16 protein-coding genes are annotated in these 15,755 nt (G+C 64.1%); 7 read left to right on the forward strand and 9 right to left on the reverse strand.

Going from position 1 to position 15,755, the window contains the following annotated elements; translation table 11 throughout:
- The first annotated feature begins 52 nt into the window (after positions 1–52).
- The gene (locus OU419_RS27165; protein ID WP_254475321.1) at positions 53–1,084 is read left to right on the forward strand and encodes a histone deacetylase family protein; all 1,032 of its coding nucleotides are present in this window, start codon (positions 53–55) and stop codon (positions 1,082–1,084) included.
- 82 nt (positions 1,085–1,166) lie between these two features.
- Here the strand turns inward: OU419_RS27165 and OU419_RS27170 are convergent, their stop codons facing one another.
- The 4 genes from OU419_RS27170 to OU419_RS27185 form a co-directional block, all read right to left on the reverse strand.
- A complete protein-coding gene (locus OU419_RS27170) occupies positions 1,167–1,544 on the reverse strand; it encodes a NirD/YgiW/YdeI family stress tolerance protein (protein WP_254475323.1) in 378 nt (125 codons plus the stop codon).
- Positions 1,545–1,662: 118 nt separating this feature from the next.
- Complete coding sequence (locus tag OU419_RS27175) at positions 1,663–2,586, reverse strand: SdiA-regulated domain-containing protein (RefSeq protein ID WP_254475325.1); 924 nt, start codon at positions 2,584–2,586, stop codon at positions 1,663–1,665.
- A gap of 84 nt (positions 2,587–2,670) precedes the next feature.
- A complete protein-coding gene (locus tag OU419_RS27180) occupies positions 2,671–3,336 on the reverse strand; it encodes a fumarylacetoacetate hydrolase family protein (RefSeq protein ID WP_254475327.1) in 666 nt (221 codons plus the stop codon).
- 144 nt (positions 3,337–3,480) lie between these two features.
- Positions 3,481–4,875, reverse strand: a complete 1,395-nt coding sequence (locus OU419_RS27185) for an FAD-binding oxidoreductase (RefSeq protein ID WP_254475329.1) — start codon at positions 4,873–4,875, stop codon at positions 3,481–3,483.
- Between the two features lie 194 nt (positions 4,876–5,069).
- Between OU419_RS27185 and serA the strand changes: the two genes are divergently transcribed.
- Positions 5,070–6,299, forward strand: a complete 1,230-nt coding sequence (serA, locus tag OU419_RS27190) for a phosphoglycerate dehydrogenase (protein ID WP_254475332.1) — start codon at positions 5,070–5,072, stop codon at positions 6,297–6,299.
- A gap of 108 nt (positions 6,300–6,407) precedes the next feature.
- Here the strand turns inward: serA and OU419_RS27195 are convergent, their stop codons facing one another.
- Positions 6,408–6,839 (reverse strand): DUF4399 domain-containing protein, encoded by a 432-nt coding sequence (locus tag OU419_RS27195; protein WP_254475333.1) that lies wholly within the window; start codon positions 6,837–6,839, stop codon positions 6,408–6,410.
- A 136-nt stretch (positions 6,840–6,975) separates the two neighbouring features.
- Positions 6,976–7,470, reverse strand: a complete 495-nt coding sequence (locus tag OU419_RS27200; protein WP_254475334.1) for a DUF523 domain-containing protein — start codon at positions 7,468–7,470, stop codon at positions 6,976–6,978.
- A gap of 251 nt (positions 7,471–7,721) precedes the next feature.
- Between OU419_RS27200 and OU419_RS27205 the strand changes: the two genes are divergently transcribed.
- The gene (locus OU419_RS27205) at positions 7,722–8,270 is read left to right on the forward strand and encodes a DUF6160 family protein (protein ID WP_254475335.1); all 549 of its coding nucleotides are present in this window, start codon (positions 7,722–7,724) and stop codon (positions 8,268–8,270) included.
- A gap of 9 nt (positions 8,271–8,279) precedes the next feature.
- Here the strand turns inward: OU419_RS27205 and OU419_RS27210 are convergent, their stop codons facing one another.
- A complete protein-coding gene (locus OU419_RS27210; protein WP_254475336.1) occupies positions 8,280–8,897 on the reverse strand; it encodes a 2OG-Fe(II) oxygenase in 618 nt (205 codons plus the stop codon).
- 99 nt (positions 8,898–8,996) lie between these two features.
- On the opposite strand from OU419_RS27210, the gene OU419_RS27215 reads away from it, so the two are divergent.
- Complete coding sequence (locus OU419_RS27215; protein WP_254475337.1) at positions 8,997–9,737, forward strand: hypothetical protein; 741 nt, start codon at positions 8,997–8,999, stop codon at positions 9,735–9,737.
- Between the two features lie 136 nt (positions 9,738–9,873).
- Here OU419_RS27215 and OU419_RS27220 read toward each other — a convergent pair whose 3' ends face one another.
- The gene (locus OU419_RS27220) at positions 9,874–10,812 is read right to left on the reverse strand and encodes a phospholipase BipL (protein ID WP_254475338.1); all 939 of its coding nucleotides are present in this window, start codon (positions 10,810–10,812) and stop codon (positions 9,874–9,876) included.
- Positions 10,813–10,935: 123 nt separating this feature from the next.
- On the opposite strand from OU419_RS27220, the gene OU419_RS27225 reads away from it, so the two are divergent.
- Positions 10,936–11,511 (forward strand): DUF6436 domain-containing protein, encoded by a 576-nt coding sequence (locus OU419_RS27225; RefSeq protein WP_254475339.1) that lies wholly within the window; start codon positions 10,936–10,938, stop codon positions 11,509–11,511.
- Between the two features lie 85 nt (positions 11,512–11,596).
- Positions 11,597–12,100 carry a transcriptional regulator gene (locus OU419_RS27230; protein WP_254475341.1) on the forward strand — a complete coding sequence of 168 codons (504 nt, stop codon included), beginning with the start codon at positions 11,597–11,599 and terminating at the stop codon, positions 12,098–12,100.
- Positions 12,101–12,106: 6 nt separating this feature from the next.
- Here OU419_RS27230 and OU419_RS27235 read toward each other — a convergent pair whose 3' ends face one another.
- Complete coding sequence (locus OU419_RS27235; protein ID WP_254475343.1) at positions 12,107–13,159, reverse strand: AraC family transcriptional regulator ligand-binding domain-containing protein; 1,053 nt, start codon at positions 13,157–13,159, stop codon at positions 12,107–12,109.
- Positions 13,160–13,266: 107 nt separating this feature from the next.
- Between OU419_RS27235 and OU419_RS27240 the strand changes: the two genes are divergently transcribed.
- Positions 13,267–15,654 carry a penicillin acylase family protein gene (locus tag OU419_RS27240; RefSeq protein ID WP_254475345.1) on the forward strand — a complete coding sequence of 796 codons (2,388 nt, stop codon included), beginning with the start codon at positions 13,267–13,269 and terminating at the stop codon, positions 15,652–15,654.
- Positions 15,655–15,755: the final 101 nt, after the last annotated feature.

Here is a 15,755-nt window from a genome sequence, read left to right on the forward strand (position 1 = left end):
GCCCTGACAACCGGAACCAGCGGGCGCCACCAGGCGCCATGAGGAGCGCGTGATGTTGACGATCTACACCGACGACCATCGCTTGCACCACGGTCAGCACGAGCTGATCGGCGGCCAGTTCACCCCCTGCTTCGAAAAACCCAGCCGTGCCGACATGGTGCTGGACCGGGTCAAGGCGGTGAAGCTCGGCGACATCCAGGCCCCGCGTGACTTCGGGCTGGAGCCGATCCTGCGGGTGCATGACGAAGGCTTCGTGCGCTTCCTGCAACACGCCTGGCGCGACTGGCTGGCCACCGGTCGGACCCACGACATGCTGCCCATCGCCTGGCCAACCCGGCGCCTGCGGCAGAAGGAGCCCGACAGCATCGACGGCCGCCTGGGCTACTACTCCTTCGACGCCGGCGCACCGATCACCGCCGGCACCTGGCAGGCGATCACCAGTTCGGTGAACGTCGCCATGACCGGCCAGGCCGAGTTGGCCAAGGGCGCGCGCTCGGTATTCTCGCTCTGCCGTCCGCCGGGACACCACGCCTCGGCTGACTTCATGGGCGGCTACTGCTTCCTCAACAACGCAGCCATCGCCGCCCAGTCGATCCTCGACCAGGGTGCCAGCAGGGTTGCGATCCTCGACGTGGACTATCACCACGGCAATGGCACCCAAGACATCTTCTACGACCGTGCCGACGTGCTGTTCACCTCGATCCACGGCGATCCGCGCTTCGAATACCCGTACTTCCTCGGCTACGCCGACGAGAAGGGCCAGGGCGTGGGTGAAGGCTTCAACTTCAATTACCCGCTGGCGTCGGGCAGCGACTGGTCGGTATGGAGCCTCGCGCTGCAGGCTGCGATCCGGCAGATCTCGGCCTACAGGCCGGACGTGCTGATCGTGTCGCTGGGCGTGGATACCTTCAAGGAAGACCCGATCTCCCAATTCAAGCTGGACAGCCCGGACTACCTGCGTATGGGCGAAGCCATCGGCCGCCTCGGCCTGCCGACCCTGTTCGTGATGGAAGGCGGCTACGCAGTAGAGGAAATCGGCATCAACGCCGTGAACGTGCTGCAGGGCTTCGACAGCATCGGCTGATCTCACCGCCCTGCTGGAAACAGAAAAGCCGCGCCGGGGATGGGGTTCCCGGCGCGGCTTTTTGTCGGCCCTGGGGCGCGAATTACTGCAGGATTTCTACACGGTCCACGTCGATATCGGTGGCCTTGCGGTTGTGGTGGTCGACCTCGCCGGTCAGACGCACCTTGGTGCTCTCGGAAACCGAAGCGCCTGCCGGCCAGTCGTCATGGTCAATCTCGACCTGGATGGTGCCGGTGGCGTCCTTGAATTCGTAGTGCTCGCCGTGCAGACGCTTGGTGATGACGCCTTCCAGCACTGCCGGGGTATCGTCGGCTGCACTCTGCGCCTGCTTGACGGTGGTGACCTGGGCAGCCGCTGCGGGTTTGGCGGCATCGCTGCCCGGACCGGTGTAACCGGCGGCCAGGGTGATAGTGGAGAACAGGCCAGCGGCAGCGATCAGGGGGAGATGACGAAGTTTCATGGATTGGCCTCCTGGGGCGTTTTCGATGGGTTCAGCTTAGGGCCGGTGGCTGAAATCAGCCTGAATCCGGACTTAACCCAAACTTAAAGCCATCCGCCTTCCATCCAGCCGTTCCAGATCAATTCGCCCCAGCCTGCTCCGGCTCGCGCTTGAACACGTAGAACAGGTCCGGCTCGCTGACCATGTAGATGGTGCCCTGCTCGTCGATGGCCACACCTTCGGCGCGCGGAATCTTCTCATGCAGCCCATTCAGCCCGCCCAGCAGGCTGATGAAGCTGACGGGTTCGCCCTTCTCGTCCAGTTCCAGCAACAAGTGCGACTCCGCCGACAGCACCAGGGTGTGCCCAGTGCGCGGATCGATGCTCAGCGCCGAGACGTTGCGCATGATCAACTGGCCACTGGGCATCGCCTGCAATGCCCCGTGCAGCGAGGCGCTACCGTCGCTGGCCAGGCTGAACAGGGCCAGCGGGTCGCGCTCCTGCCCCAGCACCAGGCGCTGTTGGCGCGGATCCCAGGCGATGCCCTCGATGCCTTTGTTCTTCTTGCCGCGCGGGCCGAGATCGAAGCTGGACAGCTTTTCGGTACTCAGTTCGCGGGTCTGCGGGTCGACATGGAAGATGGTCAGGGAATTCTTGCGCTCGTCGGTCACGGCGATATTGCCATTCTCCATCACCGCGACACCTTCCGGGTTGGACATGCCCAGCAGCGGGATGACCCGCAGCACGTCGCCGGTCAGCGACAGCTCGGCGAGCAGCGGCTTCTTGCCGGTCACGGTGAACAGCGTTCGAGTCACCGGGTTGTATGCCAAGTCCGACGTCTCCTGCCCCTCGATGCCTCCCTTGAGCGGCTTGGCCTGGATCACCGCACGGTAACCTGGCAGCCAGATGCTCTCGGCACGCTCCTGCTGGCTGGCGTCCTGCTCATGCAGCCAGAGGCGGGCGCGATCATCCCAGTGGAAGAGGAAAGTCAGCACGCCGAGCACGACGAGGGCAAACAGCAGCGCAAGCAGCAACCAGCGCGGACGGAGGATGGACATGGTCATGGCGACTCTTGTTGGCAGACACGGACTGGGCGCCCCGCAACAAGCGAAGGCCGCACAAACGGCGGCCTTCGGCGGGACAGCGGGTTAGAGCACGCGGCTTTCGAAACGGCTGGCGCCCGGAAGTTCCAGCACCAGTACATTTCCGCTGTGCAGCGGGCCGACGCCTACTGGCGTTCCAGTGGACACCACATCGCCCGGCTGCAGCGAAAAGTGCCCGCAGATATGCTGGATCAGCGGCACGATGGGGTTGAGCATGTCGCGGCTGTTGCCGTCCTGGCGGACTTCGCCGTCGATGCTCAGGCGGATGCCGATGTCGGTCGGATCCGGGAAGTGGTCGGCGCTGACGAAGGGCGCAAGCACGAAGGCGCCGTCGAACGACTTGGCCAGCTCCCAGGGCAGCCCCTTCTCCTTCAGCTTCGCCTGGACATCACGCAAGGTCAGGTCCAGCGCAGGCGCATAGCCGGAGATGGCATCCAGTACTTCCTCGGCGCTGGGCTGGCGCGACAGCGGCTTGCCGATCAGCACGGCGATCTCCGCCTCGTAGTGCACCGAACCGCGGTCCTCGGGAATGGCGAATCCGCCGGCGTGGGACACGGTGCAGGAGCCCGGCTTGATGAACAGCAGCGGCTCGGTCGGTACCGGGTTGTTCAGCTCCTTGGCGTGTTCCGCGTAGTTGCGGCCGACGCACACCACCTTGCCCAGGGTGAAATGGATCGGCGTGCCGTCGACATACTGATGCTGGTAACTCATGACCGACTCCTGAACGGATGGAATAGATGATCGGCGCGCAGGCTCGCAACCCGCACGGCGCCCGCATCCTTGTGGTTCCGCACACCCTGTCCGTGGGCGCTGGACGTGAGAAGGGCCGGAGAACCGGCCCTTCTGGAAAGCGACTTACTCGGTGAAGATCTTGCCGGGGTTCATGATCCCGTTGGGATCGAACACCGCCTTGACCGCCTTCATGTAGCCGATTTCAGCCTCCGAGCGAGAGTAACCCAGGTAGTCGCGCTTGGTCATGCCCACGCCGTGCTCGGCGGAGATCGAGCCGTTGTACTTCTGCACGGTCTCGAACACCCACTTGTTGACGGTCGCGCATTTGGCGAAGAACTCGTCCTTGGTCAGGTTCTCGGGCTTGAGGATATTCAGGTGCAGGTTGCCATCGCCGATGTGGCCGAACCAGACCACTTCGAAGTCGGGGTAGTTGGCCGCGACGATATCGTCGATGTCCTTGAGGAAGGCCGGGACCTTGCCGACGGTGACGGAGATGTCGTTCTTGTACGGCGTCCAGTGGGAGATGGTCTCGGAGATGTACTCGCGCAGCTTCCACAGGTTCTGCAGCTGCTGTTCGCTCTGGCTCATCACGCCATCGAGCACCCAGCCCTGCTCTACACAATGTTCGAACGTCGCCAGCGCCTCGTTGGCCACTTCCTCGGTGCTCGCCTCGAATTCCAGCAGCGCATAGAACGGGCAGTCGGTCTCGAAGGCCGGCGGCACGTCGCCACGGGCCATGATCTTGGCCAGGGCCTTGTCGGAGAAGAACTCGAAGGCGGTCAGGTCCAGCTTGTTCTGGAAGGCGTGCAGCACCGGCATGATCGAGTCGAAGTCCGGAGTGCCCAGGACCATCGCGGTGAGGTTCTTCGGCGTGCGCTCCAGGCGCATGGTGGCCTCGACCACGAAGCCCAGGGTGCCTTCGGCGCCGATGAACAGCTGGCGCAGGTCGTAGCCGGTGGCGTTCTTGATCAGGTCCTTGTTCAGCTCCAGCAGGTCGCCCTTGCCGGTGACGACCTTCAGGCCGGCCACCCAGTTGCGGGTCATGCCGTAGCGAATGACCTTGATCCCGCCGGCATTGGTGCCGATGTTGCCGCCAATCTGGCTGGAACCGGACGAAGCGAAGTCCACCGGGTAGTACAGGCCGTGCTCTTCGGCGAAGGTCTGAAGCTGCTTGGTGATCACGCCCGGCTGGCAGACCACGGTGCGATCGAATTCGTTGAATTCCAGCACCTTGTTCATATAGTCGAAGGCCACGACCACCTCGCCATTGGCGGCGACGGCGGCGGCGGAAAGACCGGTACGGCCGCCGGAGGGCACCAGCGCGACCTTGTGCTCGTTGGCCCAGCGAACGATGGCCTGGACCTGCTCGGTGCTCTTGGGGAAGGCGATCGCCAGCGGCGCCGGGGCGAAATGCTTGGTCCAATCCTTGCCGTAGGTGTCGAGGGAATCGGCGTCTGTCAGCAGCTTCCCGGCATCCAGCAGGGGCTTGAGCGATTCGATCAGGGCGTCGCGGGTCATTGGAGGAACTCTCAAATGGTTCATGGTCGTCCTGAGAACAGCTCAGGTCGCAACCGGGCAAGGAAAAGGGAGAACATGCTAGCATACGCACCCCACGCAGATCGCCACCTGGCGCCGAGCTGCCTGGCACCGGCCGGTTCGGCCAGAGCTATTGGTTTTCTAGCCACTCTCCCGGGACTACAGGTTCAAAGCAGATGAGCAAGACTTCTCTCGACAAGAGCAAGATCAAATTCCTTCTCCTTGAAGGCGTGCACCAGAACGCCGTCGACACCCTCAAGGCAGCCGGCTACTCCAACATCGAGTACCTCAAGACCGCCCTGTCCGGTGACGAGCTGAAGGAAAAGATTGCCGATGCGCACTTCATCGGCATCCGCTCGCGCACCCAACTGACCGAAGAAGTCTTCGACGCTGCCAAGAAGCTGATCGCCGTTGGCTGCTTCTGCATCGGCACCAATCAGGTCGACCTGAACGCGGCCCGCGAGCGCGGTATCGCCGTATTCAACGCCCCCTACTCCAACACCCGCTCGGTTGCCGAACTGGTGCTGGCCGAGGCCATCCTGCTGCTGCGCGGCATCCCGGAAAAGAACGCTTCCTGCCACCGTGGCGGCTGGATCAAGTCCGCAGCCAACTCCTTCGAGATCCGCGGCAAGAAGCTGGGCATCATCGGCTACGGCTCGATCGGCACCCAGCTTTCGGTCCTCGCCGAAGCCCTGGGCATGCAGGTGTTTTTCTACGACGTAGTCACCAAGCTGCCGCTGGGTAATGCCCAGCAGGTCGGCAATCTGCACGATCTGCTCGGCATGTCCGACATCGTCTCGCTGCACGTGCCCGAGCTGCCGTCCACCCAGTGGATGATCGGCGAGAAGGAAATCCGCGCCATCAAGAAGGGCGGCATCCTGATCAACGCCGCGCGCGGCACCGTGGTAGAGCTGGACCATCTGGCTGCCGCGATCAAGGACGAGCATCTGATCGGCGCCGCCATCGACGTGTTCCCGGTCGAGCCCAAGTCCAACGACGAAGAGTTCGAAAGCCCGCTGCGCGGCCTGGATCGCGTGATCCTGACCCCGCACATCGGCGGTTCCACCGCCGAAGCCCAGGCCAACATCGGCCTGGAAGTGGCCGAGAAGCTGGTCAAGTACAGCGACAACGGTACCTCGGTATCGTCGGTCAACTTCCCGGAAGTGGCCCTGCCGTCGCATCCGGGCAAGCACCGCCTGCTGCACATCCACGCCAACATCCCGGGTGTGATGAGCGAAATCAACAAGGTGTTCGCCGACAACGGCATCAACATCTCCGGCCAGTACCTGCAGACCAACGACAAGGTCGGCTACGTGGTGATCGATGTCGACGCCGAGTACTCGGACCTGGCGCTTGAGAAGCTGCAGCACGTGAACGGCACCATCCGCAGCCGCGTCCTGTTCTGAGCCAAGACCTGTTGCGCTTCGGCGAGACAGGACCTCAGAGACGGCAAATAGATACAGCGGTAAAAGAAAAAGGAGGCCTCGGCCTCCTTTTTCATGCCCGCGAAAAGATCACTTCACGTTGACGGTGATCTTCTGCGACTCCACCGGCGGGTCGAGCGGGATGTGGTTCTTGTCGCCCACCAGCAATTGCAGGGTGTGCTTGCCCGGCGGCAGGGTTACTTCGGTCTCGGTCTGGCCCTTGCCGAAGTGCTTGATGCTGTCGGTCATCGGTAGCGGCAGGTTCATCACCGGCTGCTCCTTCAGATCGATCAACAGGTGATGGTGGCCGGTCGCCGGCGAATCGACGCCTGCCGGAGCCACGCCCATGCCCTTGAGGCCGAATTTGACGGTGAAGGTCTTGTCGACCGTGGCGCCGTCGGCCGGCTCGATGAAATACACCTTGGCGCCTTCCGGTGCCGGCGTACGCGGCAGATCCGCAGCGACCGCGGATGCGCCGACAAACAGCGCAACCAGGCCAAGGCAAGGCAGCATGGTTCTCATGGGTTTCTCCTTCTTCTCGGGAATCGGGAAGACGGCCCGCTCAGACCGGACCGTTCGCCCGCATGGACCCACAAGCATAGGCGTCCGAGCCGCAGGCTCAAGCAAAAGAATGCTTCGCGAGGTGTCGGCGACCGCTCTAGCCCCCGGCTTCCAGCCCGGCCAGGCAGACTGCCGCAGCATCCAGCTCCTCTTCGCTGAACACCAGCACCCCCATGCGCTTGAGCGCCGCGGCGGTGACACCCTCCCCGGCCACACGCTGGCCGCTGAAGGTGCCGTCGTAATTCTCTCGGTTACCGCAGGACGGGCTGCGCGCCTTCAACACCGCAAGGCGGATATCGTGGTGCCGAACCAGCTTCACCGCCGCCTCGGCACCGGCCAGGAAAGCGTGGCTGACATCCTGGCCATCGACAGTCACCACCGGGCTCGTCCGCTCCAGCACGGCCAGCCCCTGGCCGCCGGGAATTTCCGCTGGCGCACGCGGCGTCGGCAATCCGCCGGCCACCTCCGGGCACAACGCCACCACGCGCCCCTGCGCCAGCCAGCGCGTCAGCAGGTCGAACGGACCGTGCGCGCCACCGTCGTAGCGTACGCGGTGTCCGAGCAGGCATCGGCTGACAAGAACCTTCTGCATGGGCCATTCACTCCATTTCGAATGCCACAGACTAGCCGCTCACTTCTTTCGGGTCACGCCGAGTAACACGACGTTCATCGGTGATCTGTCGCATGGAATTTCGAGCCCGCCGAAAGTCGGGCGGCAACGCCACTACCAGTCGTCGGACTCGCGCGACAGCACAACCTTCGGCGGGAACAGCCGGTCGGCACTGGCCGCCCATCGGGCGCCTGACCAGACTGACGCACCCCCAACCGCCAGGAGCCCCCGTCATGACCCGCCTGTTCGCCCTGTCCGCCGCCGCCGCGGCACTCTTCCACCTCTCAAGCAGCCAAGCCGCCCTCGAAGCCCTGGACAATGAGAGCCTCGGTGCGATCACCGGACAGGACGGCATCAGCATTCGCGCCGACGTACAGGCACGCATCGACAGCGCCGCCTGGAATGACGACGGCGGCAGCGTTTCGCTGCGCAACGTGTACATCGACAACGGCTGCGTGAAGACCGGCGACTGCCCGGACGGGCGTGGCGGCAGTCTGCCCTTCGGCGCCGCCAAGCTGGGCCTGAGCCTGCCGATCTTCGGCATCGAGCAGCCGACCCTGCAGGTCGACGTGGTGAAAAGCTCCAGCGGCACGCAGCAACTGGCGCTCACGCTGCCCGACCTCTCCACCATCAACAAGCAGCTCAATGCCAGCGGATTGCCGTCACAGACCATCCGCCTGCGGATCAGGGGGGATCTCTACGTCGGCAACGGGCGGCTGGGGACACTGGAAGTGCGCGATATCCAGGACATCAGCGGCACCATCAAGGTCTGGGGGCACTGAGCTCCCGTCTCAGAACGATCCGCGACGGCGGAACCAGCCAGTCAGCGACAGGCGCTCATGGCTGGCCGGCAGCACTTCGTGGGGAAAGTCGCCGGACAGGAACACCGCGAGGCGGCCAGCGAGCGGCGCCAGGTCCAGCACCTGCTCGTCGGGCAGGTACATGCGCAGCGCTCCGCCTTGCTCCTCTCGCCAGTCCGCGTTGAGGTAGAACACCGCCGTCACGGTACGACGATCATCGTCGCGGAACCGGTCCAGATGCTTCTGATAGAAGGAACCTGGCGGATAGAGGGCGAAATGGCCCTCGAAATCCTCCAGCCCGAGGAACAGCGTGCGGTTGAGGGTTAGCCGCAGGGTGTCCAGGGCGGACAGGTAGTGATCACACGCCTCCGACTGCCCCGGCTCCAGCCAATGGATGCGGTCGCCGCGAATACCCTCACGCACCGCCTGCCCATCGCCACGACCGACGGCTGCGGCGGCGAGCAGGCCTTCGCTCGCGCGGGTACGGCACTCCGCCGCCAGCGCGGCGATGAGCGATGCAGGAAGAAACGCGTCCTGAACGGACCAACCCCTCTCGGCGAGGTCGTCGGCAATGAGCTGCAGCAGGGAGAAATCGGCGTCAAGATTCATGGCGCATTGTAACGTCCGACGCCAGTGGCTCGACAAGCAGGGCAAGCCTTGCCGACAATAGCCCCGGCGAGCGAACCCTGCCGCCCAAAAGGAGTTGCAATGCGCGTACTGCTGGCCCTCACTCTTCTGGTCCTGGGCATGCCTGCCCTGGCCGACAACTACCAGCGCCTCTACCAGGCCGCCGGTTGGCCCGAGCAGCGTGCACACTTCAACGACGCCTTGCACGCCGCACAGAAGCGCTACCAGGGCAACCTGCCACCGGCGCTGTACCAGGCGCTGGTGGACAACAGCAATCGCCGCTTCGCCCCCGCCGACATCGACCAACGTGCGCTGGCCAGCCTTCGCCAGAGCCTGCCCGACAGCACCTCGGCACTGAATTTCTTCGAGTCTCCGCTGGGCCGCAAGGTCAGCGCTGCGGAAACCTTCGCCACCCGCAGCGACCAGTTGCAGAAGAGCGCCAATGGCCTGCCACGCCAGCAGGCCAGCGAGGCACGCCTGCAGACGATCCAGCGACTGAGCCAGATCCTGCCGGCCCGCGAGGCAGGGGCGGAAGTCAGCCTGGCGCTGGCCAGCGTCGCCGCCGACAGCCTGAGCCAGATGCTCCCCGGCCTGCTCGGCCAGGGCCAGGCCCAGGGCATGCTGGAAGGCCAGCGGCAGAAGTTGATGGAGCAGATCGGCGCGGACCTCGATAACACGCTGCTGTATGTCTATCGCGGCCTTTCCGATGCCGAACTCGCCCAATTCGCAGCGTTTGGCGAATCTCCCGCGGGACGCGACTACTACCGTGCCGCCCTCACCGCACTGCGCGCCGGGCTGTCCGTCTCCCCCAGCGAACAGTGATCAGAATTTACCTACCGCGTTTTTGGACCACTCCGAGGAACATTCTCTTCAGAATCACTCTCGCTGTTCAGGGGGTGGCGTCTGAGGAAAATGGCGCAAGGAATAATGGACACACCCCGTGGCAGCTCCGCAGCGGTTAGCTCAACCGCTCGCTCAGAAAGTCGAAATACCGCCTCCGCAATACCTCACTCTCGTTCGCCAGATGGTGCCGCGCACCGCTGAGCAGCAGACACTCGATCCGCTCGAACTTGTCTTCCAGCACTTTCAGGTTATACCGCCAATCCACCGTTTCATCGGCGTCGCCCTGCACCACCAGGAGACTCTGTGACCCCGGCGCGGCTGATTCGATGTGCGGAATCCAGCGGGCCAGCGCCCCTACCCAGGCAGTTGGCAGCGTTCGCGGCTGCAGCGGATCACGATTCTGCAAGAACTCCAGGAACTCCGCATCGCTGGAGTTAGCGGTGAAGCGGCGCGGTATCGAATCAACGAATGGCCGCAGCACCTGATAGCTCAGCTTCGACCAGCCCCAGGCGCGTGGCCGTACCAGCGGCGCCAGCAGAATGGTTCGCCCAAGCTCCGGTCTCGCGTCACCGGTCAGCAGATAGTCGAGCAGGATCGCCCCGCCAGTGCTCTGCCCGCACAGATGCCAGGGCTGCGGCAGACCCAGCGCCTGCGCCTGGCCGAGCAGCCCGGCCAGCACCGCCTGGTACTCGGAAAAATCCCCGATGCTGGCAACCTTCCCGCCCGACAGGCCATGTCCCGGCAAGTCGCAGGCCAGCACGGCGAAGCCCATGCCCAGCGCCCAGTCGATCACGTGCCGGTACAGCCCCATGTGGTCGTAATAGCCATGCAGCAGCAGCAACGTTCCGCGCGCCCACTGGGGGCGCCAGAACTGCGCCGCGATCTGGTAGCCGGCTGCCTCGAAGGTGCCCAGGCGGGTCTGTGCACCGGGGTAGCGCGACACCAGATCGAGACCGTAGAAACGCTGGTACAGCACGATTCCGCTCTCGGTCGTATCCGCGGTCAGTGGTCGCAGGCGGGGACGCAGCAGATTGGGCTGGAACGCTTCAGTCATGGGGGTTTCGCTTCTCGGCAAGGCTAGGGTGGAAAATCTGGCGCTTGTGCGGGATATTCAGCCGCGACCGTCCTCATGGCAAGCTAGGCGGCTATCTTACCGGCTATGTGACTGGGGACCGACATGGCTACCCGTAACAAGAAACTGATCACTTGGCTCGTCGCAGCCCTTTGCCTCGCCGTCCTGCTCAGTACCTACTGGTGGTACGAGAAGCGCTTCATCCGGCCATTCAGCGACCAGCCCCAACTGTTCTCCGGCGACCACCTGATGCTGCCAGCGCAACTGGCCGGGCCAGGGCACATTCGTCTCGTCCACTTCTGGGACCCGGCCTGCCCCTGCAATGTCGGCAACCAGCAGCATCTCGCCGAGCTGATCGATCGCTTCGGCCCGCAAGGCGTGGACTTCTATGCGGTGCAGAAGCCCGGCAGCCACGGCCAACTGCCCGACACCCTGAAGCACATGCAGGTACTGCCCACACTGCCCGGCGCGGCAAGCCTGCCAGCCAGCCCCGCTGTGGCGATCTGGGATTCCCAGGGCAATCTCGCCTATTTCGGGCCCTACAGCGAAGGTGCGGTATGTACCTCCAGCAACAGCTTCATCGAGCCGATCCTCGATGCACTGGTACAGGGACGACGCGTGCAGGCCACCCATACCCTCGCGGTCGGCTGCTATTGCCCCTGGGACAATGCGAGGCACTGAGCCTCATCAACACCGTCAATGCGCAATCCATGACTACACTTGCAGCGCCGGCCCATGAAGGGCCGCTCGCCATCAAGGAGTTCATATGCGTCTTCATCCCGCCCTCGCCCTGTGCGCCGTATTCAGCCTGCCTTTCGCCGCCCACGCCGACGACCAGGCCCCCAGCAGCAGCCAGGTCATGAGCGACCACAAGCAGGCGATCGATAACCGCCTGGCCGACATCGACTACAAGCGCAAGCGCATCGTCGAGGCCAACATGGCACTCGATCCGAAGGAAACCGAGAAATTCTGGCCGATCTACAACAGCTATCGCACCGAGGCGGACAAGCTGAGCAAGGAAACCCTGAAGATCATCCTCGACTACGCCAAGAGCTATAACACCGGCGCAGTCAGCGACGAGGACGCAACCAAGCTGCAGAAGCGGGTACTGGAGCTGCAGGATGACAAGCAGGAGCTGAAGGAGAAGTACCTCAAGCGCATCGCCAAGGAGGTCTCGCCCAAGCGCTCCCTGCGCTTCCTGCAGATCGAGGACCAGCTCGACGCAATGGCCCTGCTGGACGTGACCCGGGAAATCCCCCTGGCCCAGTAAGCGGCCTCAGGACTCGGCGACGCCTCCGCGCAACCGCTGCCGGTAGCGCTCCGGCGGCGCCGAGTACCATCGCCTGAACGCCCTGTAGAACGGCGACAGTTCTGCGAATCCGCAAGCACGCGCCACCTCGCGGATCGCGGCTCCGCGCTCCAGCATCTCGGCGGCGCGCTGCCGACGAACCTCCTCACGCACATCGCGAAAGGTCTGCGCCCTGCTCGCCAGGCTGCGCTGCAACAGGCCCGGACGCACGCCCAGCTCGCTCGCACAACTGCGTAGCGAACACTCTCCATCACCCAGCCGAATGCCGATCAGGTAACGCAGACGGTTGAGCAGGTCATTCTCGTCGAAGGTCCCCAATTGCTCGCGGGCGTGCCCGCTGAGCAACCGATGCAGATCAGGGTTGGCCGTGCGCGAGGGGCGCGACAGCAGCATCCGGTCGAACAGCAGCGCATCGTTGGGCTGGCCAAAGCATGGAGTAAGCTCATAGAGTCGCCGGTGCTCGGTCAGCCGGCGCGGCTGAGAGTGACGGAACTCGATGGCGTTGGCGCGGAACTCTCCATCGGTGATCAGCGCCAGCAGCTTGAGGAACAGCAGCATGAGGCACTCCATCTGCTGTCGCAGACTGGGCACGCCCAGGTAGTTGAGGTCGAGAATCAGCCGTACCTGCTCGCCCTCCTCGCGCATCTGCGCGGCAAAGCCTCCGGAGAGGATGTGCTGGAAGCGCAGGAAGCTCTGCAACGCCTCACGCAGATCGGCGCTGGCCATCAGTAGATAGCCAACTACATCCAGCAGGCGCGGCTTCATCACCTCGCCCAGGTGCAGGCCGATATCGCGGTCGCCGGTGATCTCGTCCAGGGTCGTCCAGAATAGCGGCGCATCGTCGTGCACCAGCCGCCCACTCTGCGCAGGGGCCGGCAGGCGGACCTTCTGCAGCGCCTGGCGGTAGATGTCGGTGGGATCGAAACCCAGGTCCGCAAGTGACTCGTAGAGCAATCGGCGCAGGGTGGCGGACTGGGTCAGCGCCGGGGCTGCCGGGAAATTCAACTCGGGGGTAGGCATGGACTCTCCTTGGATTGACCAAAGAGTTCCAGCATCGAGACATTCGGTCAATGAATAGCGACAGCCTTCCTTTGCAGAATCACCGCATAACAACAAGGAGATGGCGCATGAAACGCACCCTGACTGTCCTCGCCGTCGTCGTGGCAACCGCCGCGGCCGGCGCCGGCTGGTACCTGCACGGCAAGCAGCCGGTACGCGATGGACAATTGCCCCTGGCCGGCCTGTCGAGCGAGGTCACCGTTCGCTACGACGAGCGCGGCGTACCGCACATCAAGGCGGCCAGCGAGGAGGACATGTATCGCGCGATCGGCTACGTCCACGCGCAGGATCGCCTGTTCCAGATGGAGATACTGCGCCGGCTGTCGCGTGGCGAACTGGCCGAGGTACTCGGGCCCAAACTGGTCGATACCGACCGCATGTTCCGCAGCCTTCGAATCCGCGACCACGCCGCAGAGTACGTCGCTACCCAGGACAAGAACTCTCCCGCCTGGAAAGCGCTGGTGGCCTATCTCGATGGCGTCAACCAATTCCAGGACAGCCATCCGCGGCCGATGGAGTTCGATATCCTCGGCATTCCCAAGCGTCCGTTCACCCCCGAGGATACCGTCAGCGTCGCCGGCTACATGGCCTACAGTTTTGCTGCGGCCTTCCGTACCGAACCGGTGCTCACCTACGTCCGCGACAAGCTGGGAACCGATTACCTGAAGGTCTTCGACCTCGACTGGCATCCGCAAGGCGTGCTCGACAAGAGCCCGCTGGCCGCCGCCGACTGGCAGGACCTCAGCGCCATCGCCCGGATCAGCCACGCAGCGCTGGAGGAAGCCGGCCTGCCGCAGTTCGAAGGCAGCAACGCCTGGGCCGTGTCCGGCAGCCGCACCAAGAGTGGCAAGCCACTGCTGGCGGGCGACCCGCACATCCGCTTCGCCGTACCGGCGGTGTGGTACGAGATCCAGGCCAGCGCCCCGGGCTTCGAGCTATATGGGCACTATCAGGCGCTCAACCCGTTCGCATCGCTCGGCCACAACCAGCAGTTCGGCTGGAGCCTGACCATGTTCCAGAATGACGATGTCGATCTGGTCGCGGAGAAGGTCAACCCGGACAATCCCAACCAGGTCTGGTACCACGGCCAGTGGGTCGACCTGAAGAGCGAGGAGCAGAGCATCGCGGTGAAGGGCGAGGCGCCGGTGAAGATCACCCTGCGCAGCTCGCCCCACGGCCCGCTGGTCAACGATGCTCTGGGCACTGCAGCGGGCAAGACGCCGATCTCGATGTGGTGGGCCTTCCTGGAAACGCAGAACCCGATCCTCGACGCCTTCTACCAGCTCAACCGCGCCGACACCCTGGAAAAGGCCCGCAACGCCTCGTCGAAGATCCAGTCGCCGGGCCTCAACGTGATCTGGGCCAACGCCCGCGGTGACATCGGCTGGTGGGCCTCGGCGCAATTGCCGGTGCGACCGGACGGCGTCAATCCGTACTTCCTGCTCGATGGCGCCACCGGCCAGGCCGACAAGAACGGCTACTACCCCTTCAGCGAGAACCCGCAGGAAGAAAACCCGCCGCGTGGCTACATCGTGTCCGCCAACTTCCAGCCGGTTCCCGCCAACGGCCGCCCGGTGCCGGGCTATTACAACCTGCCGGATCGCGGCCAGCGCCTGAACGAGCGCCTCGCCGACAACTCGGTGAAATGGGATCTGCAGAACAGTCAGGCACTCCAGCTCGATACCGGTACCGGCTATGGTCCGCGCGTGCTCAAACCATTGCTGCCGATCCTGCGCGAAGCCGCGGCCAACGGCGAGGAAAAGGCTCTGGTGGAGAAACTGGCGGCCTGGCAAGGCGACCATCCGGTCGATTCGGTCACCGCAACGCTGTTCAACCAGTTGCTGTACCAGATCGCCGACGGTGCGATGCGCGACGAGATGGGCGACGCCTTCTTCGACAACCTGCTGTCGACCCGCGTGCTGGATGTCGCTCTGCCGCGCCTAGTGGCCGACGAGAGCTCGCCCTGGTGGGATAACCACAAGACGCCGCAGAAGGAGACACGCCAGGACATCGTCAAGGCCGCCTGGCAGGCGAGCCTGGCGCACCTGCGCAGCACGCTTGGGCAGGACTCGGCGCAATGGCAGTGGGGCAAGGCTCATACGCTCACCCACGGCCACCCGCTGGGGCAGCAGAAGCCGTTGGATCGCATCTTCAACGTCGGCCCGTTCGCCGCACCCGGCGGGCATGAGACGCCAAACAACCTGTCCGCCCGCGTCGGCCCGGCACCCTGGCAGGTCGCCTACGGCCCATCCACACGGCGCCTGATCGACTTTGCCAACCCAACGCACAGTCTGGGCATCAATCCGGTCGGACAGAGCGGCGTGCCGTTCGACAAGCACTACAACGACCAGGCCGAAGCCTACATCGAAGGACAGTACATGCCCCAGCACTATGAGGATGCCGAGGTTAAGGCCAATACCAAGGGTCTGCTGAAACTGGTACCCGCCAGTCGCTGACCTCCCCCCGAAAAAAGAAAACCCCGCATTGCGGGGTTTTCTTTTTGCAGCTGGAAAGAGAGTACTGCGGGAGATGCCAGAGCTCCTTGGCGCGTTATTTC

Origin of the sequence: Pseudomonas triclosanedens (assembly GCF_026686735.1) — a bacterium.
GTDB lineage: Bacteria > Pseudomonadota > Gammaproteobacteria > Pseudomonadales > Pseudomonadaceae > Pseudomonas > Pseudomonas triclosanedens.